At 69.3% G+C, this 18,570-nt stretch carries 20 protein-coding genes and 2 pseudogenes; 11 read left to right on the top strand and 11 right to left on the bottom strand.

What is annotated here, in order from left to right; genetic code table 11:
- Nucleotides 1-80 precede the first annotated feature (80 nt).
- Complete coding sequence (locus DVK03_RS13635) at nucleotides 81-989, bottom strand: MBL fold metallo-hydrolase (protein ID WP_006601120.1); 909 nt, start codon at nucleotides 987-989, stop codon at nucleotides 81-83.
- 84 nt (nucleotides 990-1,073) lie between these two features.
- Here DVK03_RS13635 and DVK03_RS13630 point away from each other — a divergent pair, with 84 nt between their 5' ends.
- The 3 genes from DVK03_RS13630 (at nucleotide 1,074) to serS (ending at nucleotide 4,604) form a co-directional block, all read left to right on the top strand.
- Entirely contained in the window at nucleotides 1,074-1,334 is a 261-nt protein-coding gene (locus DVK03_RS13630) for a hypothetical protein (RefSeq protein WP_049896232.1), read from the top strand.
- 141 nt (nucleotides 1,335-1,475) lie between these two features.
- Complete coding sequence (locus tag DVK03_RS13625; protein WP_004062977.1) at nucleotides 1,476-3,044, top strand: DASS family sodium-coupled anion symporter; 1,569 nt, start codon at nucleotides 1,476-1,478, stop codon at nucleotides 3,042-3,044.
- Nucleotides 3,045-3,221: 177 nt separating this feature from the next.
- Nucleotides 3,222-4,604, top strand: coding sequence for a serine--tRNA ligase (serS, locus tag DVK03_RS13620; RefSeq protein WP_008608299.1), 1,383 nt, complete (start codon nucleotides 3,222-3,224; stop codon nucleotides 4,602-4,604).
- Between the two features lie 49 nt (nucleotides 4,605-4,653).
- Here serS and DVK03_RS13615 read toward each other — a convergent pair whose 3' ends face one another.
- Entirely contained in the window at nucleotides 4,654-5,007 is a 354-nt protein-coding gene (locus tag DVK03_RS13615; RefSeq protein ID WP_004041801.1) for a nuclear transport factor 2 family protein, read from the bottom strand.
- Between the two features lie 128 nt (nucleotides 5,008-5,135).
- Here DVK03_RS13615 and DVK03_RS13610 point away from each other — a divergent pair, with 128 nt between their 5' ends.
- Nucleotides 5,136-5,633 carry a DUF367 family protein gene (locus tag DVK03_RS13610; RefSeq protein WP_115803248.1) on the top strand — a complete coding sequence of 166 codons (498 nt, stop codon included), beginning with the start codon at nucleotides 5,136-5,138 and terminating at the stop codon, nucleotides 5,631-5,633.
- A 45-nt stretch (nucleotides 5,634-5,678) separates the two neighbouring features.
- Here the strand turns inward: DVK03_RS13610 and DVK03_RS13605 are convergent, their stop codons facing one another.
- Nucleotides 5,679-6,041, bottom strand: a complete 363-nt coding sequence (locus DVK03_RS13605; protein ID WP_115803247.1) for a DUF5518 domain-containing protein — start codon at nucleotides 6,039-6,041, stop codon at nucleotides 5,679-5,681.
- 231 nt (nucleotides 6,042-6,272) lie between these two features.
- Here DVK03_RS13605 and DVK03_RS13600 point away from each other — a divergent pair, with 231 nt between their 5' ends.
- The gene (locus DVK03_RS13600; protein ID WP_004041804.1) at nucleotides 6,273-7,250 is read left to right on the top strand and encodes an NOG1 family protein; all 978 of its coding nucleotides are present in this window, start codon (nucleotides 6,273-6,275) and stop codon (nucleotides 7,248-7,250) included.
- A gap of 149 nt (nucleotides 7,251-7,399) precedes the next feature.
- Here DVK03_RS13600 and DVK03_RS13595 read toward each other — a convergent pair whose 3' ends face one another.
- The 4 genes from DVK03_RS13595 to DVK03_RS13580 form a co-directional block, all read right to left on the bottom strand.
- On the bottom strand, nucleotides 7,400-8,152 hold the full coding sequence (locus tag DVK03_RS13595; RefSeq protein WP_004062974.1) for an SIMPL domain-containing protein: 753 nt from the start codon (nucleotides 8,150-8,152) through the stop codon (nucleotides 7,400-7,402).
- 91 nt (nucleotides 8,153-8,243) lie between these two features.
- Nucleotides 8,244-9,548 carry a TIGR00341 family protein gene (locus tag DVK03_RS13590; RefSeq protein WP_115803246.1) on the bottom strand — a complete coding sequence of 435 codons (1,305 nt, stop codon included), beginning with the start codon at nucleotides 9,546-9,548 and terminating at the stop codon, nucleotides 8,244-8,246.
- Nucleotides 9,549-9,590: 42 nt separating this feature from the next.
- Nucleotides 9,591-10,322, bottom strand: a complete 732-nt coding sequence (locus tag DVK03_RS13585) for a 5-formyltetrahydrofolate cyclo-ligase (RefSeq protein ID WP_006601124.1) — start codon at nucleotides 10,320-10,322, stop codon at nucleotides 9,591-9,593.
- 91 nt (nucleotides 10,323-10,413) lie between these two features.
- Nucleotides 10,414-11,076 (bottom strand): helix-turn-helix domain-containing protein, encoded by a 663-nt coding sequence (locus DVK03_RS13580; protein WP_004062971.1) that lies wholly within the window; start codon nucleotides 11,074-11,076, stop codon nucleotides 10,414-10,416.
- Between the two features lie 484 nt (nucleotides 11,077-11,560).
- Between DVK03_RS13580 and DVK03_RS13575 the strand changes: the two genes are divergently transcribed.
- Both DVK03_RS13575 and engB read left to right on the top strand, forming a co-directional pair.
- Nucleotides 11,561-11,893 carry a hypothetical protein gene (locus tag DVK03_RS13575; protein WP_115803245.1) on the top strand — a complete coding sequence of 111 codons (333 nt, stop codon included), beginning with the start codon at nucleotides 11,561-11,563 and terminating at the stop codon, nucleotides 11,891-11,893.
- A 138-nt stretch (nucleotides 11,894-12,031) separates the two neighbouring features.
- Nucleotides 12,032-12,649, top strand: a complete 618-nt coding sequence (engB, locus tag DVK03_RS13570; RefSeq protein ID WP_004062969.1) for a GTP-binding protein EngB — start codon at nucleotides 12,032-12,034, stop codon at nucleotides 12,647-12,649.
- Between the two features lie 49 nt (nucleotides 12,650-12,698).
- On the opposite strand, the pseudogene ddh reads toward engB, so the two are convergent.
- The 3 genes and pseudogenes from ddh to DVK03_RS13555 form a co-directional block, all read right to left on the bottom strand.
- A pseudogene (gene ddh, locus DVK03_RS13565) lies at nucleotides 12,699-13,621 on the bottom strand (D-2-hydroxyacid dehydrogenase).
- Nucleotides 13,622-13,756: 135 nt separating this feature from the next.
- Nucleotides 13,757-13,885, bottom strand: a pseudogene (locus tag DVK03_RS20280) (hypothetical protein); the annotation flags it as partial.
- Between the two features lie 372 nt (nucleotides 13,886-14,257).
- The gene (locus tag DVK03_RS13555; protein WP_115803244.1) at nucleotides 14,258-15,499 is read right to left on the bottom strand and encodes an NUDIX domain-containing protein; all 1,242 of its coding nucleotides are present in this window, start codon (nucleotides 15,497-15,499) and stop codon (nucleotides 14,258-14,260) included.
- Nucleotides 15,500-15,559: 60 nt separating this feature from the next.
- Here DVK03_RS13555 and DVK03_RS13550 point away from each other — a divergent pair, with 60 nt between their 5' ends.
- From DVK03_RS13550 to DVK03_RS13540, 3 genes are all read left to right on the top strand, one after another.
- Entirely contained in the window at nucleotides 15,560-16,054 is a 495-nt protein-coding gene (locus tag DVK03_RS13550) for a metallophosphoesterase family protein (protein WP_115803242.1), read from the top strand.
- A 117-nt stretch (nucleotides 16,055-16,171) separates the two neighbouring features.
- Nucleotides 16,172-16,927, top strand: a complete 756-nt coding sequence (locus DVK03_RS13545; RefSeq protein ID WP_004062964.1) for a coenzyme F420-0:L-glutamate ligase — start codon at nucleotides 16,172-16,174, stop codon at nucleotides 16,925-16,927.
- A 52-nt stretch (nucleotides 16,928-16,979) separates the two neighbouring features.
- A complete protein-coding gene (locus tag DVK03_RS13540; RefSeq protein ID WP_115803240.1) occupies nucleotides 16,980-17,966 on the top strand; it encodes a 5,10-methylenetetrahydromethanopterin reductase in 987 nt (328 codons plus the stop codon).
- Here the strand turns inward: DVK03_RS13540 and DVK03_RS13535 are convergent.
- Complete coding sequence (locus DVK03_RS13535) at nucleotides 17,920-18,156, bottom strand: hypothetical protein (protein WP_004062962.1); 237 nt, start codon at nucleotides 18,154-18,156, stop codon at nucleotides 17,920-17,922. The genes DVK03_RS13540 and DVK03_RS13535 overlap by 47 nt on opposite strands.
- A 153-nt stretch (nucleotides 18,157-18,309) precedes the next feature.
- On the opposite strand from DVK03_RS13535, the gene DVK03_RS13530 reads away from it, so the two are divergent.
- Entirely contained in the window at nucleotides 18,310-18,567 is a 258-nt protein-coding gene (locus DVK03_RS13530) for a zinc ribbon domain-containing protein (protein WP_115803239.1), read from the top strand.
- Nucleotides 18,568-18,570 lie beyond the last annotated feature (3 nt).

Raw genomic sequence — 18,570 nt, 5'->3', positions numbered from 1 at the left:
TCACCATTTAAAACTATGTACGTTCGGTCTGTTGAAAGCCCGCGATACCGCGGGGAAACGCTGATTGCGACCCGCTCGCGTCACTCGTCGTCGCCGATGTAGTCGAGGTAGCCGAGCACGCCGCGGGTGTTCAGGCGCTCTTCGTCGCGGGCCTTCCGCTCGCCCCACACCTCGTCCATCTGGGTGTGTTCGACGAAGTGGTCGATGACGGCCTCGTCGACGCCGAGCTCCGCGCGCTTCTGTCGGATGGCCTCGACCCACTCCACGAGGACGCGCTTGTACTCCTCGGCGAGGTCGGCGTCGTAGGGCTTCGGGCCGAAGTGGCCGAAACAGACCGTCTCGGGGTCGATGTCCTCGATGGTCCGCACGTCGTCGAGCGCCTTCTGGAGGTGGAACTGCGAGGGCGGCGAGGTCTGGCGGAGCGTCCGCGACCGCGGCTCCCAGATGCCGAGCGCGTCGCCGACGAACAGCACGTCGTCGCCGTCGTCGTGGAACATCACCTGATGCGGCGCGTGGCCGGGCGCGTGGTGGACCGTGAGCGTCCGGTCGCCGAGGTCGATTTCGTCGCCGTCGGTGAGGCCTTCGACGCGGTCTTCCTCGATGGGGAGCGGTTCGTCGTAGAACCGCCATTGGTCTTCGACGGCCGCCTTCGTGCCCTCGATGAGCCGCGAGGGGTCAACGAGGTGCGGCGCACCGAGTTCGTGGGTCATGACGGTCGCGTCGGGGTAGCGCTCGGCGAGGTAGCCCGCGCCGCCCGCGTGGTCGAGGTGGACGTGCGTCGGCAGGATGTACGCGAGGTCGTCGACGCCGACCTCGTCGAGCATTCCGAAGACCGCCTCCCGGTCGGCGGCGATGCCGGTGTCGACGAGCGCCGGCCTCTCGGCGTCGACGAGGTAGACCGAGCCGTACTTCTCCACCTCGTACATCCCGCTGTCGACGTAGTAGAGGTCCGTGCTGTCCGGGACGGGTTCGACGTCGCCAATAGCCATAGTTGACGGCCGTCTCCGGGGAAGAAAAGCGTTCGGTCGCCCCGACCCCCCACGTTGATTACGGGCGACCGCAAAGCCGTCTCCATGTCCGAACAGGGCAGCGACCCGCTCCCGGACGTCGACATCACGGACATCTCCCCGATGGCGTGGCGACTGCTCAGAGTCGCCGCCGGCTACAACCAGCGGGCCGTCGAGCGCGCCGTCGACGACCTCATGCAGGCGCACGTCTCCATGCTCGAATCCGGGAGCCGCGGCCTCTCGCGGTCGCGCCGCCGCGCCCTGCTCTCGCTGTACGCCGCGGAACTCGACGACGGACAGGTCCGCACGCTCGTCGAACACTTTTAAATCGCGTCGGGGCGCGACGCGAAATCCCCGCTTCAGTCTGCCGATTCCGTCGAGAACGCGGCTGTCGACGCCGATATACCGCCGTTCGCTACCGTATTGAAAATAATTAAGTAAGACTATCGTTAGAAATACCGTGTATCAATGATACGCGGTGTTACAAAGACTGCTCGCGGACGATTCGCCGTCTTCACGCTCGCCCTCGTCGCGTCCCTCGCGCTGGCCTTCGGGCCGTCGCTTGAGGGACTCTCGACGCGGGGACAGTACGCATTAGCGACGATGGTGTTCGCCGGCATCCTCTGGGTGTCCGGCGCGCTCCCTCTCGCGGTGACTGCGCTGTCGATACCGGTGTTGCTCACGGCGTACGGCGTCTACGGCGATATCGACCCGGCGCTGGCGGGCTTCGCTGACCACCTCATCTTCCTCTTCATCGCCGGCTTCATGCTGGCGAACGCGCTCCAGAAGTACAACATCGACCGCCGCATCGCGCTGTGGCTCATGGCCGTCATGGGGTCGTCGCCGCGGCGGCTCATCCTCGCTATCATGCTCGCCACGGCGTTCCTGTCGATGTGGGTTTCGAACACCGCGACGACGGCGATGATGACGCCCATCGCGCTCGGCGTCCTCGCGCAGGTGCTCGGCCGCGAGGAGGTCTACGAGGCCGACGCCGCCGAGGGCTCCTTCTCGAACATGCAGATAGCGACGCTCCTCGGCACCGCCTACGCCGCGAGCGTCGGCGGGGTCGGAACCCTCATCGGCACGCCGCCGAACGCGGTCGTCGCCACCCAGCTCAACGCGCTCCTCGGCTACGACATCGGCTTCGCGGAGTGGCTCCTCGTCGGCCTCCCAATCGTCGCCATCACCCTCCCCATCGTCTGGTACCTCCTCACGTTCCGGTTCTATCCGCCCGAGGTCGACGACGTGGAGGGAGCCCGCGAACAGGCCCGCGAGTACCTCGCCGACGAGGGCGCGCTCTCGACCCGCGGCCGCCGGGTCGCGTACATCTTCGCCGCCACCGCCGGGTTGTGGGTGCTCGGCGGCCTCGACCTCGCGTTCGAGGGCGTCCTCTCGGACCCGGTGTTCAACACCCTGTTCGGCACCGCCGAGGGCATGACGCTCCTCGGCGTCGAGGGCCATCAGGGCCTCCTGTACTACGTGATGGTCGGGATGGTCTCCATCCCGGCGCTCGTCCTCGCGGACACGATGGAGTGGGACGAACTGGTCGACATCGACTGGGGGACGATTCTCCTCTTCGGCGGCGGCATCTCGCTGGCCGACGCGTTCGCCTCCACGGGCGCGACGCGGTGGCTCGCCGAGGCCGTCTTCGGCTCCTTGACCGGCGCACCCATCGTCCTCGTCGTCGGCGCTATCGTGCTTCTCGTCATCTTCCTCACGGAGATGACCTCGAACACCGCCACGGCGACCATCATCGTCCCCGTGCTCATCGGCATCGGGAGCGTCTTCGCGGCGACGCTCGGGCTCACCGAGGTCTCCGCGGCGGTGTTCCTCGCGGTCAGCGGGGCCATCGCGGCCTCGTTCGCGTTCGCGCTGCCGGTGGCGACGCCCCCGAACGCCATCGTCTTCGGGAGCGGCCACATCAAGCAGTCCCACATGATGCGGGCCGGGGCCGTCCTCAACGTCGTGATGACCGGCGTGCTGACCATCCTCATCTGGTTCCTCTTCCAGTTCGTCTGGCCGGCGTTCCTCTGGTAGTCGCTCCGTCGGCTTCCGACTGCGGCGGCCGCTCTCACCGCGGTGTCGGGGCGTTCCGCCGACGCCGTTTCGTCGCGCGCATTTGGCGCGGATTCCTCGCGTTCGCCCGCCGCGTGCTCGCCCCCGTTCCTCAGCGATGCGATACGATTTTCCCGCCCGCCCGGAAATCACAGCCCAATGATTGACAGGCAACTACTCCGCGACGAACCGGAGCGAGTTCGCGACGCGCTCGCCGCCCGAAACATGGAGGACGTGGACATCGACCGCGTCCTCGACGTGTACGACGAGTGGCGCTCGCTGAAGGCCGAGGGCGACGACCTCCGCCACGAGCGCAACGAGGTCAGCCAGCAGATCGGCCAGCTGAAACAGGAGGGCAAAGACGAGGAGGCGCAGGAAGCCATCGACCGCTCGGGCGAACTCAAAGAGGAGCTCCAGGAGCTCGAAGCCCGCGCCGACGAGCTCGAAGCGGAACTCGACGAGGCGCTCATGGAGCTGCCGAACCTCCCCCACGAGTCGGTCCCCGTCGGCGCCGACGAGGACGACAACGAGGAGGTCCGCCGCGTCGGCTTCGACGACCTGCGCGAGCTCCCCGACGAGGTGACGCCGCACTACGACCTCGGCGAGGAACTCGACATCATCGACGAGGGTCGCGCGGCCAAGACCACCGGCGCGGGCTTCTACTTCCTGAAAGGCGAGGGCGCGATGCTCGAACACGCGCTCGTGCAGTTCATGCTCGACGTGCACCGCGAACAGGAGTACGTCGACCTGTTCCCGCCGATTCCGGTCAAGACCACCTCGATGGAGGGCACCGGCCAGCTCCCGAAGTTCGCGGAGGACGCCTACCGCATCGGCGGCGCGGAGACCGAGAACTACGACGACGACGACCTGTGGCTCTGTCCCACCGCGGAGGTGCCGGTGACGAACATGTACCGCGACGAGATTCTCCTGAAGGACGACCTCCCGCTGAAGCATCAGGCGTACACGCCGAACTTCCGGCGCGAGGCGGGCGAACACGGTACCGAGACCCGCGGTATCGTCCGCGTCCACCAGTTCAACAAGGTCGAACTCGTCAACTTCGTCGAACCCGACGAGTCGTACGACCGGCTCGAAGCGCTCGTCGACGAGGCCGCCGAAGTGCTCGACCGACTCGGCCTTCCGTACCGCGTCCTCTCGCTTTGCACCGGCGACCTCACCTTCGCGTCGGCGAAGACCTACGACCTCGAAGTGTGGGCCCCCGGCACGGAGTCCGAGGACGCCCCCGAACAGGGCGGCCGCTGGCTGGAAGTGTCGTCGGCCTCGAACTTCGAGGACTTCCAGGCGCGCCGCGCGGGCCTCCGCTACCGCCCCGAGCGCCACGAGTCGGCGGAGTACCTCCACACGCTCAACGCCTCGGGCACGGCCGTCGGCCGCGTGATGGTCGCGCTGCTCGAATACTACCAAAACGAGGACGGCACGGTCGACGTGCCCGAACCCCTCCAGCCCTACATGGGCGGCCGCGAGGTCATCGAGGGTCACGAGCCCGTCGGCGAGGCCGCGGTCGGCGCTGGCAAGAAAGACTGAGCGTCTGACGCGCCGCGACCCCAGTACTCCGATTTCCAGCGACGCCCCGTCAGTTCGCCGTCGAGGATTTGACGAACGTCTTCAGCTCCGAGAGCTTCCCGTCGCGCGCTCGAAACCGGTCGAGAAAGACGAACAGCTCGTCGCCATCGCCGTCTTCGAGGTGGCCGCGGACGACGATTTCGTCGTCGGACTTCGACTGGATGTAGCGTTCGATGACGTGTCGCGTGTCCTTCTGCGGCCGGTCGTCCCGCATGAACGTGACGAACTCCTCGCGCCCCGAGAGCGTCATGTCGCCGCGGTGCTGGACGAACTCCGGTTCGAGGAGGTTCCGAAGCATGTCGTATCCGTGGTGGTCGAGCGCCGTGTAGTACTGCCGGGCCAGATACGTCGCGTCGGGGTGCACGCGCTTTCTTCGTCGGCGGGCGGGAAGAATCCGACGCCGGCGCTGCCGGCCCTGTCGGTGTTGCCGTCGAACGCCCCGGCCGACACCGCGTTCGGGACGCTTTTCTCCGCCAGCCGCGTACCGCGGCTGTGGACCTGCACGTTCGATACGAGGGCGACGACGACCCGAAGAAGTGCACGGCGAAGAAGCTCGAACGCTTCGACATGGCCGTCCTCCACGGCTCCGACCGCGAGACCCCCTACGGCGTCGTGCTCAACCCGCACGCCGACAGGGCGCTGTCCCCCGCCGACGCCGACACCGGCGCGCTCGTCGCGCTCGATTGCTCGTGGGAGTCGGCCGGCGAGGCCATGTTCTCGCTCCCCGGCGAGCACCGCGCGCTCCCGTATCTCGTCGCCGCCAACCCCGTGAACTTCGGCCGCCCGATGCAGCTGACGACCGTCGAGGCGATAGCCGCCGCGCTCGTCATCTTCGGGGAGAAAAAGCGGGCCGAAGACGCGCTCTCGAAGTTCAACTGGGGCCACACGTTCCTGGAACTCAACGAGGAGCCGCTGCGCCGGTACGCGGCGTGTGCGGACTCGACCGAGGTCGTCGAGATTCAGCGGGAGTACCTCGAACGCGGCGAGTAGCCCGTTGCGACGCCCTCCAACCGCCGCCTCAGATTCAGCTCAGCCTCAGCTCTTCACCCACGCGCCGACGGCCCCGGCGATGGCGCTGTCGATTGCGAAGATGAGCGTCAGCACGACGCCCGCGACGAGGACGCCGACGCCGCCGAGGAGGCCGCCCAGCGGCCCGCCGGCGAGTCCGAGCAAACTCCCGAGGAGCGCCGCGAAGAGCGTGACGACGATGCCCGAGATGGAGCCCGCGACGAGGCCGTTCCACGCGCCGTTACCGGGTGTGCCGCCCGCGAGATAGCCCGCCGCGAAGCCGCCGAGCAGCCCCGCGCCGATTTGGCCGACGACGGGGAGCGCCAGCCCGCCCGTGCCGACGACGACGATGACGACGAAGCCGACGGCGACAGCTTTCCAGTCAGTCATGCGTCGAGGTAGGCCGCGGGCGGGCAAGAACTTCGTGGCGGCCCGGGTGGGGTGGGGTGGGGTGGGGCGTCCGGCCGCGCCCGTTCGCGTCCCCGCGTCCCCGCGCCGACCCCCTGCGACCCCTTCGCTTCCGGTCGAACCGTGCGGGAGACCTGCACGGCGAATCCCCCGCTCGAAGCGCCGAGCCCCAAACGGACGCGCTTTTACGGCTCGGCCATGTAGCGGACTGCAATGATTTTCGAGTCTCTCCCGACCACGCCCCGGTCGGACGAACTCATCGACAAGGCCTTCTCGCGGGCCGCGCGCACGGGGCGAGCGAAGCAGAACAAGTTGGAGGCTCAGCAGTCGATGCTCCAGACGGCGTCGAACATCCTCTCGGACAACCTCGAGAACGTCGTCGTCGAGTGGCCCGACTTCGAGACGGTCGACCCCTTCTACTACGAACTCGCCGACGCCATCGTCGACGTCGACGAGGTCCGAAAGAGCCTCTCGGAAGTGATGTGGGCCTCCCGGCAGGTCGACAACATCGCCCGCGAGTACCAGCCGAAACTCCGCAAGACCGACGCGGACCTCGCGCGCAAGCACCGAAAGCAGGCGTTCGCCCGCATGGCGAGCGTCGTCGAGGAGGTCGAAGACGACCTGCTCCGCATCGGCGAGGCGCGCGACGCCCTGAAGGACCTCCCCGACATCCGCCCGGACGAGCCGGCAATCGTCGTCGCCGGCTACCCGAACGTCGGCAAGTCCTCGTTCGTCAACGACGTGACCCGCGCGTCGAACGAAATCGCCCGCTACCCCTTCACGACGAAGGGCGTCCAAATCGGGCACTTCGACCGCGACCGCATCCGCTACCAGATTATCGACACGCCGGGGCTGCTCGACCGTCCCGAAGACGAGCGCAACGACATCGAGCGACAGGCCGTGAGCGCCCTCGAACACCTCGCGGACGCCGTCCTCTTCGTCGCCGACGCCAGCGGGGCGTGCGGCTACCCCATCGAGTCGCAGCTCGAACTCCGCGACGCCGTGAAAGCGCGCTTCGAGGAGCGAGACATCCCCGTCCTCACCGTCTGTAACAAGAGCGACCGCTCGACCGACATGGACGCCGACATCTACATGAGCGTCGAGACGGGCGAGAACGTCGAGGCCGTCCTCGACGCCGCGGTCGAGGCCATCGGGTTCGAACCCGACATCCCGCCGTCGCGCAACGAGTAAGCGAATCGACGCGGAGTTCCCGGTTCTGTCGGTTTCGCCACGCCGAAACGCCCGGGAAGCCGCGGCTACGCGGTGAGTGTCGGAGAAAGAGGGCGCGAGGTGGGTCGAACCGTGGTTCGGTCAGCGATTCGGTCAGCGGGGGCGGGTTCCTATTCCGATTCGGCTTCGTAGACCATCTGGACGGTCGCAGAGACGGTCACGGGGCCGGGCGAGAGTTCGGTCGACCCGGAGGAGCCGCGGGCGGCGTCCTCGGCGTAGGCGACCGGGTACGGGCCGGGCGAGGCGCCCCCGCCGACGGTGGCGGTGTGGACGCCCGCGACGGTCAGGCCCGAGGCGCTGGCGACCGCGTCGGCGTCGGCCTTCGCGGAGTCGACGGCGCGGTTCAGGGCCTCTTCGCGGAGTTCGGCGCGCTTCTCGTCGGTGAGCGTGAAGGCGACGCCGCGGATTTCGCTGGCACCGGCACCGACCGCGAGGTCGATGACTTCGCCGGCGCGGTCGGGGGCGACCTCGACGCGGAGGGTGTGGGCGGCGCGGTAGCCGAGGAGTTCGCGTTCCTGACCGCTGTAATCGTACTCGGGGTAGATGTTGAAGCCGGTCGTCTGGACGGCGTCCTCGGCGATGCCGGCGTCGGTGAGGGCGGCGCGGACGGCGGCCACGTCGTCGGCGACGGTGCCGCGGGCCTCGTCGGCCGAGTCCGCGGTGGTCGTCACGGCGATGGAGACCACGGCGAGGTCGGCGTCGGCGGTCACTTCGCCGGTGCCGGTCGTGGAGATGGTCGTCGCGTTCGTCGCGTTTATCCCGTCTGCGCCCCCGTCGGCCGTCGTCTGCAAGGGTGCCGAGAGGCAGCCCGCGAGGAGGACGAGGCCGACGAGGAATATCGGAGCAATCGTGCGTCGTTGCATACCTCTCGTACGTCGGTTCAGCTATTCAAGCCGCGCTAGAGACAAAGAGCGATTGTAGCCTTCGAAACGGGTGCTAACCCCCCGCAGCGAACTACTCCACGACGGCGACGTAGCGCACTTCGACGTCGATTTCGCTCGCCCCCCACGGCGACAGCGGTTCGGGGGCGACGGCGTTCACCCGCCTCGTGAGTTCGCGTTCGACCATCGGCGGGTCGGTGGCCGGGTCGTAGCCGACGGTCACGACGATACCCTCCGGCTCTTGCAGCGGCCCGCTGTCGTACCGCAGCTCCATCGACAGCAGGCGGGCGTCGGTGTCCGAAAGCGCGTCTTCGATGGCATCGTGCGCCTCCGACTGGAAGTCGGCGTTCCGGTAGGTCGTGTAGGTGACCGCGCCGAGGAACGACGAGAGGACGAGCAGGCCGACCCCGATGACGGCGATGCGGAACAGGGCGGCCCGGCGGGCCTCGTCGCGACGAATCCAGCGCTCGGGGCGGTAGCCCTGTCGCCAGAGGACGCCGATGGCGACGAAGTTGACCGAAAGGATGTTGACGAGGACGAGGATGGCCGACCCGACGACGGCCTCGGGCGCGCCCCACGCGATGCCGATGCCGACGACGGCGGTCGGCGGGACCAACGCGGCGGCTATCATGACGCCGACGAGCGCGGTCGAGACGCCCGAGGAGAGCGAAATCGCGCCCGCCGCCCCCGCGCCGAGCGCGATGACGAGCGACAGCACGTCGGGCGCGAGGCGCTCGTCCACCTCGGGAATCGACAGCACCTCGGCCGGTGACAGCGGGACCGCCCCGGTCTGTTTGAGCAGGAAGGCGAAGACGGCCGCCGCGCCGACCGCGAGGAGGCCGCCGAGCGCTTGCAGGCGAACCCCGCGGGCGAACATCTCGTCGTCGTCGACGACGGTGCCGACGCTCGCGGACATCGCGGGGCCGACGAGCGGGGCGATGACCATCGAGCCGACGACCACGGCCGGCGAGTCGAGGAGCAGGCCCGCGGTGGCGACGAGCGCCGAGATGACCGTCATGAGCACGTACGTCGACACCGACGGCGCGAGGTCGGCGGCCTTCGAGGCCAGCTCCTCGCGGGCGATGCGGTCGCCGTTCTCGTCGTCTTCCTCGTACTGCTCGCGCAGTTGGTCGAACCGCTTCGAGGCGACCGTCTCGGCCGCGACGACGACGGTGTAGGCGTCGCGCTCGACGCCCGCTTCGCGGAGCCGAGCCAACACCGGTTCGACGGCCTCCTTGGGGACCGGGAAGGTGACGACGGCGACGAAGCCGCGCCCCGAGGTCTCCTCGGAGACGGCGTAGTCGACGCCCTCCTCGTCGAGCGTCCGCAGGACGGCCTCGCGCTTGCCGGTCGGCACCAACACCTGTACGAGTCGCACGGCCTCACGTCGGCCCGGGCGGTGAAATAAGCAGGGGCTCGGCTACTCGCCCACCGCGCCCGACTCGTCGCGCAACCGCCGGAGGACGGGCATCTCGTCGAGGCGCTCGTCGGGGAGCGCGTCCCAGTCGATGCCTTCCGGGCGCGGATACGGGGTCTCGGTTCGGACCAGCCGCTCGGGGGTGACGACGAGGTCCATCGGCACGTCGTGGGCGTCCGGCTCGGGCAGGTCGTCGCGGACCTGTCGCTCGTGGACCGTCGTCGCCACGGTCGTCTCCGCGGTGACGGCTCCCAGCCCCCGCAACACCGCGTATTCGAGGTCGCTGAACCCCTCGCCCTTCCCGACGCGAGCGCCCGCCTCGGAGACGGCGACCGACCCCGAGACGACGAGGTCGATGGGCGGCAGGGTGTCGGGACCGACCGTGTCGGCGTAGGTCTCGACGTGCGAGACGGTCGGCGCGCTGTCGAGGTGTTCGTCGTCGATGCGCGCGGGGTCGAGTTCGTAGAAACACTCCTCGTCGCGGAGTCGCGGGACGGCCATGTAGACGGTCTTGCCCTCGCGGAGCGCCCGCCGCCTGACGGGGAGTTGCGGGGCGTCCGGGTTAGCCTTCACCGCGTCGGCGGCGGCCCACTCGGGCGTCGCCGCGAGTCGCTCGGCGGCCGCCGTCGCGTCGGCAAAGTTCGGAATGCGGCCGTGCGGCGGGAAGGGAAACCGGGCCGCGCCCGACGATTCGAGGTCGTCCCACACCGTCGTTCGGAGCGTCGCTTTGTCCATCGCGTCGCCGTCGCGTACTCGCGCCGGGCCAATAGCTCCCCCGCTCGGGCCGCGAGCGGTTCCGGCCGCCGCGCAGTCTCCCAGTCGGTCGTTACGAGAGGTCGGCCGCCGACTGCGACAAGAGCACCTTCCGGAGGACGGTGTCGGCCCCGCGGCGGACGCGCTCGGAGGCGGCCTGCGGGCTGATTCCGAGTCGGTCGGCCACCTCGTTGAGCGTGGTTCGCCGCGGAACCTCGAAGTACCCCTCGGAGACGGCGGTGACGAGCGCCTCCTGTTGTTCGTCGGTGATGTCGAAGTTGTAGACGCCCGGTTCTCCCTCCGCGAGGGTGTAGATGCGCTCGACGTGGAACTCGATGGCCTCGTCCTGACAGCGGTTGTGGAACTCGGTGAGCGCCGCGTGGTCGTTGAATCTGAGGCGGAACAGCCACGGGTCGTTGCCGCGGGCTTCGAGAATCGTCGCCTCGCTGTCGGTGAGAACCCGGGTCAGACTCGACGTGGACTCTCCCCAGTTGACCTTGTACAACACCCGGTCTTCGATGCGGGCGACGGCCGCCAAATCGTCGACGAGCCGGTCGTCTCGGACGACGCGCTCGAACGCCTCGAAGTCCGTGCCGTGGGCCCAGAAGAATGGCATGACCTCACCGCCGGTCGGGACGACGCGCTCTAACTCGAGGTGGACGCCGTTCGACACGGCGGTGACCCTCCCGAGGTCGAAGCTCTCTGAGTCAATCGTCAACTCGACGATTACGGCCATTGCTGGCTCTCATTTAGCAGCCGCTGTATTGAACACCTATGTCAACCGAAAGCCACGACCGCGCCCGGAGGTCGGCCTCGTCGCCGCCGGGGCGCGCTCGTGTTCGGCAGGATTTCGGCCGACAACGTTCGTGTGTGACCGCAGCCCACTCGGACGCGCGCCCCATCGGCTTCCCGGATGCACTACTTCAATGACCGGACTGTGAAAGCAGAAAGAGAATGCTGGCTTGCTAGCTATGACCCCTCGGGGACGTAGTTGTGAACGCACACAGACATCGACAGCCGTACGCCGCCCGACAGCGCCGTGGTGGTGCAGCCGCGTACGGACGTGTGACTGACGAGCCGCGCTCTCGACGGTACCGGTATCGGGTGGTGTTCGCCGGGTGCCCGGAGCGGGGCCTGTCAGCGACTCGCGGAAGCCGCGTTATCCCGGCGTCTCGCGCCCGTCGCGCGACGCCCGTTCGGATTCGACGGGGGTTGCGCCGATGGTAGCCACAGCGTCCCCTCGCCTCGACGAGGCGTTCGACGCCCTCGGAAACGTCCATCGGCGACGGTTGCTGTTGGGCCTGCGCCGACGGCGACGCACGCGCCTCGACGCGGCAACGCGGGACGCGGCCGTTGGTGGCGGCCGCGACCGCGACCGACTGAAGCTGGAACTGTTCCACGTTCACCTGCCGAAACTCGCTGACGCCGGCTTCGTCGACTGGAACCGTCGTCGCGGTTCCGTCGCGTGCGGCCCTCGATTCGACGAAATCGAGCCGCTGCTGCGATTCCTCGACGAGCACGCCGGCGAGCTATCGGTCGGCGGCTGTGACTGACGCGGCCGCCGAATTCACGCGTCGTCGTCGAGTCGCTGTGGGGGCGACTCGCCCGGAGACGTGATTTTTCGACGCCGACGCCGCGCACCGGCGGGTCCGTTCCGCCCACCTTATCCGTCGCGGTGGCGAACCACCGGTATGTTCCAAGACCGACCGGACCGCGACGAAATCGTCCTCGTCGGGCGGTCGAACGTGGGGAAGTCCACCCTGATGCGAGAGCTGACGGGTCACAGCAAGTTCACGACGGGCAAGAAGCCCGGCGTCACCCGAAAGCCCAACCACTTCGACTGGAACGCGGAGCACTTCATGTTCACCGACCTGCCCGGGTTCGGCTTCATGTCCGGCGTCGACCGCGACACCCGCGAGGCCATCAAGACGGACGTGGTTCAGTACATCGAGGAGCACGCCGACGACATCCTCGCGGCGGTCCTCGTCGTCGACGGGAAAAGCGTCATCGACATCATCGACCGCCACACCACCGAGGACTCCATCCCCCACGACGTGGAGATGTTCTTTTTCCTCGACGAACTCGACATCCCGACCGTGGTCGCGGTCAACAAGATGGACAAGGTCGACGATCGCGACGAGCGCCTGAACGACCTCTGTGACCGCCTCGGCCTCTTCCCGCCGTGGAAGCAGTGGCGGAACGTCATCGCGCCCATCACGGCCAAGCGCGGCGACATCTCCCACCTCGAAGACGCCCTGCGGTCGCACCTCCACGAACAGGGCCGCGACGACCTGTTCAAGTTCCTCTGAGCGACGCGCCGTCCCGCCGACACCCCCGCGACCTGCCCCCCAAGCGAACTCACGCCACGCGGTTCGTGAGCGATTCGCCGGCCGCTATCTTCTCGACGTTCTCCCGCACGAGCGCCGCGATGTCCTCGTGGTACTTCCCCGTCGCGGCGCTCACGTGCGGCGTGACGAGCACTTCGTCGAAGCCCCACAGCGGCGACTCCGCGGGGAGCGGTTCCTCGGCGAACACGTCGAGCGCCGCGCCCGCGATGTCGCCGGCGTCGAGCGCCGCCACGAGGTCGGCCTCGTCGACGACGGGGCCGCGCGCGACGTTCACGAGGTAGGCGTCCCCGCGCATCGCTTCGAACGTCGGCGCGGCGACCATGCCCTCGGTCTCCGCGGTCAGCGGCATCGCCAGCACGACGAATCGGGCGTCGGCGACGGCCTCGTGCAGTCGGTCGGGGGTGAACACCGCCGAGACGTTTTCCACGGGGTCGCCGGAGCGCCGGACGCCGACGACGTCCATGCCGAGGGCGGCCGCGCGGTCGACGACGCCCCGGCCGAGCGTGCCGAGGCCGACGACGCAGACGCGCTCGCCGTCGAGGGTAAAGGGCTCCGTGTAGCGCGGCAGGTCCCACTCGCGGTCGCGCTGGGCGTCGCGGTAGGCGTGGAGGCGGCGGGCGAGCGTCAGCATGTAGCCGACGACCGTCTCGCCGACCGTGGTCCCGTGGACGCCGGTGCTGTTCGTGAGGGCCGTGCCGGCCGCCTCGTAGTCGGAGACGGGGAACTCGTCGTAGCCGGCGCGGACGCAGTGGACCCAGTCGGCGTCGACGAAGGCGTCTCTGTGGCCGAACGTGGCGACCGCGTCGCCCGGCCCGAACTCCTCGTCGTCGCCGACGCGCTCGACGGGCACGCCGCGGCCCGAAAGCGCCTCGACGAACAGCCCCGGGGGCATCGTCCGACCGACTCGTCGACCGCGATGCGTTCGATGTGCATGGCCGAGGGGTCGCGGCGGCTCACGAAGGACGTTGCGGCTTCGGCGTCGGTGTCCGGTTTCGGGGCTCGTCGAGGGTCGGCGCGCCACTCGCCCCACGTCGTCACCGACGACGGGAGAATCGCCAGTCGCTCGCCGGACTGCGGGCCACAGATGCCGGTCGCCAGCAGTTGACTCCAGTAGCTTCCGGTTGCCTCGTCGTAGAGTACGAGGTTGGCGGCGTTTCGGAGTTCGGCGTCGCCGGTCAGGACCGACGCGCCGAACACCCGCCCCTCGGCGGCCGCACATTACCTTCGGTACAGCCCGCGAGTCCGGCGGCCGCCGCGCTCACGACTCCGAGAAACGTGCGGCGGTACACCCCTCTTTGGTCGTTCGGCGGCAAATAGCTAGCTCGAAACGGCTGATTCGGCGCGCCACGGTCGCGGACGCGGCGCTCCGGGGCAACGAGATTCGGAGCGATAGGACGACGGGTCGTCAGTAGTTGGTGGCTCGGATGAAATCTATCATCACAAGGGGCTGAGTGGGGGTAACCTTCGTCATCGCCACCGAATCGGAGTCCGGGTCGGACGTTCAAGAATCCACCCTTTTGCCCCCGCCGGCAGTGGTCCCGGCGGTTCCCAGAACCCCGCACTCCCGACTCAGTCGTCCCACGCCGCCAGCGCGGCGTGTTCGGCCGCGACCGCGCCGATGTCGCCCGCGTTCAACACGCCCGATTCGGTGACGACCCCCGAGAGCGAGTCGGCGGGAACGACCTCGAAAAGCGGGTTCTCGGTTCCTATCGCGGCCTCGCCGTCGTACAGCGCGCCCGCGTCTTCACCGGCGAAGCGGTCGTCGCCGCGCACCTTGTCGCGGGCGCAGACGGCGAACACGGGCACGTCGGCGCGGGCGGCCGCGAGCGCGGCGGGGAGGCTTCCGACCTTGTTGACGACGCCGCCGGACGCGAGCACCGAGTCGGCTCCGAGTAAGACGGCGTCGGCCCCGCCGGCCGCGACGAGTCCGGGGAGCGCCGCGTCGGTGGTTAGCGTCACGTCCCGCCCGTCGCGGGCGAGCCGTTCCGCGACGCCGACGCCCTCGCCGCCGGGTCGGGATTCGGAGACGAGGACGGCGACTGCGGCGGCCTCGGCGGCTTCGAGCGCCGCGAGGACGGTCCCCGACCGCGAGAGCGTGGCGAGTCGGTCGACCCCGCGCTCTCTGATGAGTTCGGCCGCGCGGGCGGCCGCCGCGTCGTCGGCTTCGGCGGCGGCGTCGATGGCCGCCTCGGCGCGGCGGCGAACCGATTCGGGGTCGGAATCCGATTCCGCCATGGCGCGGTTGACGCGATTCTCGACGGCGGCCATGTTCGGGCGGGCGTCGCGGAGTCGCCGGGCGACCGATGCGATCGCCTCCAACGAGTCCGCCTCGGCGGCGGCGTCGCGCAGGACCTCCAGCGCCCGGAGCGAAATCCACGCCGACCCGTGGGTCTCGTCGTCGGCGACGGTCTCGACCGCGGGCGCGACCCGGCGGTAGGTCGCCCACAGTCCGGGGACCGCCTCGCGCTCCCGAATCGCGGTCGGGTGGACCCACTCGACCGCGGCGAGTTCCTCGTTGGTGTCGATATCGCGGCTCTCGGCGTCGAACAGAAACGGGTGGACGGTCCACTCGCGGCCCTCGTCGGTGACCGTGAGGGGTTCCCCAGCACGGACGAGTTCGGCGTCGGTCTCGCGGACGCCGACCTCCTCGGCGAGTTCGCGCCGGGCGTCGCGCTCGGCGTCGGCGGGGTCGCCCTCGACGTAGCCGGAGACGCCGGCCCAGCGGCCCTGATACGTTCCGACGGCGTCGCTCCGGCGGGTGAGGAGGACGCGGCCGTCGTGTCGAAGGAAGACGGTGACGACGTGTGGCATATCGTGACTTACGGCCGCGACTGACAAAACGACTATTCAGGCCGGTCGCGTGGTGTCGGTATGCGACTCGCCATCCTGAGCGACACGCACGTTCCGGGGCGGGCCGACGGGATTCCCTCGTGGGTCGAAGCCAGGGTCCGCGAGGCCGACCTCGTGATTCACGCGGGCGACTTCGACTCGCCGGCCACGCTCGACCGCCTCCGCGACCTCTCGGCGCGGTTCGTCGGCGTCAGCGGGAACGTCGACCCGCCGGCCATCGACCTCCCGTTCGTCGAAATCGTCGAGGTCGACGGACTCACGTTCGTCGTCACCCACGGCACGGGCACGCGAACGGGCTACGAGTCCCGCGTCGCGAAGACGGTCAGAGACGCCGCGGGCACCGACGCGGTCGGCGTCGCGGGCCACATCCACGAGGTGGTCGACGAGGTGGTCGACGGCGTCCGCGTCCTCAACCCGGGCACCGCGACGGCGGCGAACCCGGGCGACGACGCGACGATGATGGTCGGCACGGTCACCGACGGCTCGGTGTCGGTCGAGGTCGTCCGCGACGACTGAGGTCGGCGCGTCGTCGCGCTGTCTCGCAGCTGAGCCGCTTCCGGTCGCCCGCCTGCGATACCGGCCCGGTTCGCCAGCATCCCGTCGTTTTTCACCGCCCTCGCCCTCCGAAGCGGTATGGAGCTGTTTCCCGTCCCCGACGTGCCCGAGATTCGCGAGGGCGACGACCTCGCCGCCCTCGTCTCCGAGCGCGTCGACCTCCGGCCCGACGACGTGGTCTGCGTCGCCTCCACCGTCGTCTCGAAGGCCGAAGGGCGGTTCGCGGACCTCGACGACTTCCCGGCCGGCCCGCGGGCGCGCGAACTCGCCGCTCGCCTCGCCGAACTGACCGGCGACGAGAAGGACCCGCGGTTCGCGCAGGCGGTCCTCGAAGAGAGCGTCGACCTCGTCATGTCGGAGCCGTTCCTCCTGACGGAGACGCGGTTCGGCCACGTCGGCGTCAACGCCGGCATCGACCGCTCGAACGTCCCCGACCACGACCTGCTGTTGCTCCCGAAGCGCCCCAGCGAGTCGGCAGAGCGCATCCGCGCCGGCGTCGACGCCGACCGAGTCGTCGTCACCGACACCTGCGGCCGGCCGTTCCGCCACGGCCAGCGCGGCGTCGCCATCGGCTGGGCGGGCCTGAGCGCCTCGCGCGACTGGCGCGGCGAGGCCGACCGCGACGGCCGCGAACTCGGCGTCACCGTCGAGAGCGTCGTGGACGAACTCGCCGCGGCCGCCAACCTCGTGCAGGGCGAGGGCGACGGCGGCACGCCCGTCGTCGTCGTCCGCGACTTCGAGTGGGGCGACCACGGCGAAAGCGACGCCCACTTCCGAGACATCGACGGCGACTTCGTGCGACAGGCGCTCCGCGAGTGGCGCTACGACCCCTGACGACCCGCTTCACCATTCCACGCTCACACCACGCTCACACTACGTTCACACCATGCTCGGACTCGAACTCACCCCGGAACATCCCGTCGACGACCTCGTCGAACTGGGCGCGCAGGCGGAACGCGAGGGCTACGACTCGTGTTTCGTCTCGTGTCACTACAACAACCGCGACCCCTTCGCGGTCCTCGCGCGACTCGCGGCCGAGACCGACGACATCCGCCTCGGCCCCGGCGTCGCCAACCCCTACGAGCTACACCCCGTGACGCTCGCCGGCAAGGTGGCGACCGTCGCCGAGGCCTCGGGCGGTCGCGGCCTCCTCGGCATCGGCCCGGGCGACCCCTCGACGCTCCGCAACCTCGGCCTCGAAGACGAGCGCGGCCTCCGCTCCGTGCTGGAGGCGTTCAAGGTCGCACAGAAGCTCTGGGACGGCGAGCGCGTCAGCCACGACGGCACGTTCGAGGCGACCGACGCCGGCCTCAACTTCGACGTGCCCGGCGAGGTGCCGGTGTACGTCGGCGGCGAGGGCCCGCACATGTGTCGCATGGCCGGCAAGCACGCCGACGGCCTGCTGTTCAACGGCTCGCACCCCGACGACCTCGCGTGGGCGAGAGAACAGGTCGATATCGGCGTCGAGGACCGCCCCGACTCCCGCGGCGAGTTCACGCTCGCCGCCTACGCCAGCGTCTCCGTCTCGGAAGACGCGGACGCGGCCCGCGAGGCCGCCCGCCCGCCTGTCGCCTTCATCGCCGCGGGGGCGGCCCCGCCGGTCCTCGACAGACACGGCATCGACGCCGACCTCGCGGGCGACATCGGCGAGAAGATTTCGGCGGGCGACTTCTCCGAGGCGTTCGGCCTCGTCACGCCGGCGATGATAGACGCCTTCTCGATGGCCGGCACGCCCGACGACGTTGCCGACCGGATGGACGCGGTGCTCGAACACGCCGACGGCGTCGTGGTCGGGTCGCCGGTCGGCCCCGACCTCGAAGAAGCGATTACTCTCGCTGCGGCGGCCTACCGTTCGACGAGCCGACACCGATGATGCCGAGTTCCGCGCCGAGTGCGCCGAGGGCGACGTAGGCGAACGCGCCGACGGCGAGCAGGATGAAGACGTTGCCGAAGAGGAAACTCACCGTCGAGAGCGGGTCGCTCAGCGCCACGTCGGCGAAGGTCACCACCAGTTCGAGGACGCTCGTGAGGAGCGCGATGACGAAGTCCGTGAGTGTTGCCATGCGCGACTCTCGGGATTCGGGGGTATTGATTGTGTGGGTTTCGCACGGCGCTCACCCGTCCGGTGGAACTCGCCTCGCCCCCCGGTTCGCGGCGGTCGTCAACCGCGCCGCTCGGTCGGCACCGATAAGGACCGCGCCCGCGGACGCTGAGTCATGCCGAACCGCTCGCTCGACGACTTCGCCGGCGGCGACGACGGCGCTGACGACGAACCGACGGCTGTCGACGGCGCTGACGACTCACCCGATGCCGGCGACACCAATGCCAGCGACGCCGACGACCGCGACGTGAGCACGCTCGCCACCTACCGATGGACGCCCGAACCCGCGGCGTGCCCACAGTGCGGCGAGTCGGTGCAAAAGCGGTGGCTCGACGGCGACGAGTACGTCTGTCTGGACTGCAAGGACTGGTAGCGG

It is taken from the genome of Haloferax sp. Atlit-109R (genome assembly GCF_003665865.1).
GTDB lineage: Archaea > Halobacteriota > Halobacteria > Halobacteriales > Haloferacaceae > Haloferax > Haloferax volcanii.
The sequence above is the reverse complement of the archived record's forward strand: the minus strand, read 5'-3'. Positions and strand labels throughout refer to the sequence as shown.

Excerpts from the sequence above, each read along its gene's own strand:
- DVK03_RS13555 (WP_115803244.1), bottom strand. The coding sequence starts at position 15,499 with ATGCCACACGTCGTCACCGTCTTCCTTCGACACGACGGCCGCGTCCTC.
- DVK03_RS13540 (WP_115803240.1), top strand. The coding sequence starts at position 16,980 with ATGCTCGGACTCGAACTCACCCCGGAACATCCCGTCGACGACCTCGTC.
- DVK03_RS13575 (WP_115803245.1), top strand. The coding sequence starts at position 11,561 with ATGGTAGCCACAGCGTCCCCTCGCCTCGACGAGGCGTTCGACGCCCTC.
- DVK03_RS13625 (WP_004062977.1), top strand. The coding sequence starts at position 1,476 with ATGATACGCGGTGTTACAAAGACTGCTCGCGGACGATTCGCCGTCTTC.
- DVK03_RS13605 (WP_115803247.1), bottom strand. The coding sequence starts at position 6,041 with ATGACTGACTGGAAAGCTGTCGCCGTCGGCTTCGTCGTCATCGTCGTC.
- engB (WP_004062969.1), top strand. The coding sequence starts at position 12,032 with ATGTTCCAAGACCGACCGGACCGCGACGAAATCGTCCTCGTCGGGCGG.
- DVK03_RS13550 (WP_115803242.1), top strand. The coding sequence starts at position 15,560 with ATGCGACTCGCCATCCTGAGCGACACGCACGTTCCGGGGCGGGCCGAC.
- DVK03_RS13545 (WP_004062964.1), top strand. The coding sequence starts at position 16,172 with ATGGAGCTGTTTCCCGTCCCCGACGTGCCCGAGATTCGCGAGGGCGAC.
- DVK03_RS13600 (WP_004041804.1), top strand. The coding sequence starts at position 6,273 with ATGATTTTCGAGTCTCTCCCGACCACGCCCCGGTCGGACGAACTCATC.
- DVK03_RS13580 (WP_004062971.1), bottom strand. The coding sequence starts at position 11,076 with ATGGCCGTAATCGTCGAGTTGACGATTGACTCAGAGAGCTTCGACCTC.
- DVK03_RS13635 (WP_006601120.1), bottom strand. The coding sequence starts at position 989 with ATGGCTATTGGCGACGTCGAACCCGTCCCGGACAGCACGGACCTCTAC.
- DVK03_RS13585 (WP_006601124.1), bottom strand. The coding sequence starts at position 10,322 with ATGGACAAAGCGACGCTCCGAACGACGGTGTGGGACGACCTCGAATCG.
- serS (WP_008608299.1), top strand. The coding sequence starts at position 3,222 with ATGATTGACAGGCAACTACTCCGCGACGAACCGGAGCGAGTTCGCGAC.
- DVK03_RS13595 (WP_004062974.1), bottom strand. The coding sequence starts at position 8,152 with ATGCAACGACGCACGATTGCTCCGATATTCCTCGTCGGCCTCGTCCTC.
- DVK03_RS13530 (WP_115803239.1), top strand. The coding sequence starts at position 18,310 with ATGCCGAACCGCTCGCTCGACGACTTCGCCGGCGGCGACGACGGCGCT.
- DVK03_RS13535 (WP_004062962.1), bottom strand. The coding sequence starts at position 18,156 with ATGGCAACACTCACGGACTTCGTCATCGCGCTCCTCACGAGCGTCCTC.
- DVK03_RS13630 (WP_049896232.1), top strand. The coding sequence starts at position 1,074 with ATGTCCGAACAGGGCAGCGACCCGCTCCCGGACGTCGACATCACGGAC.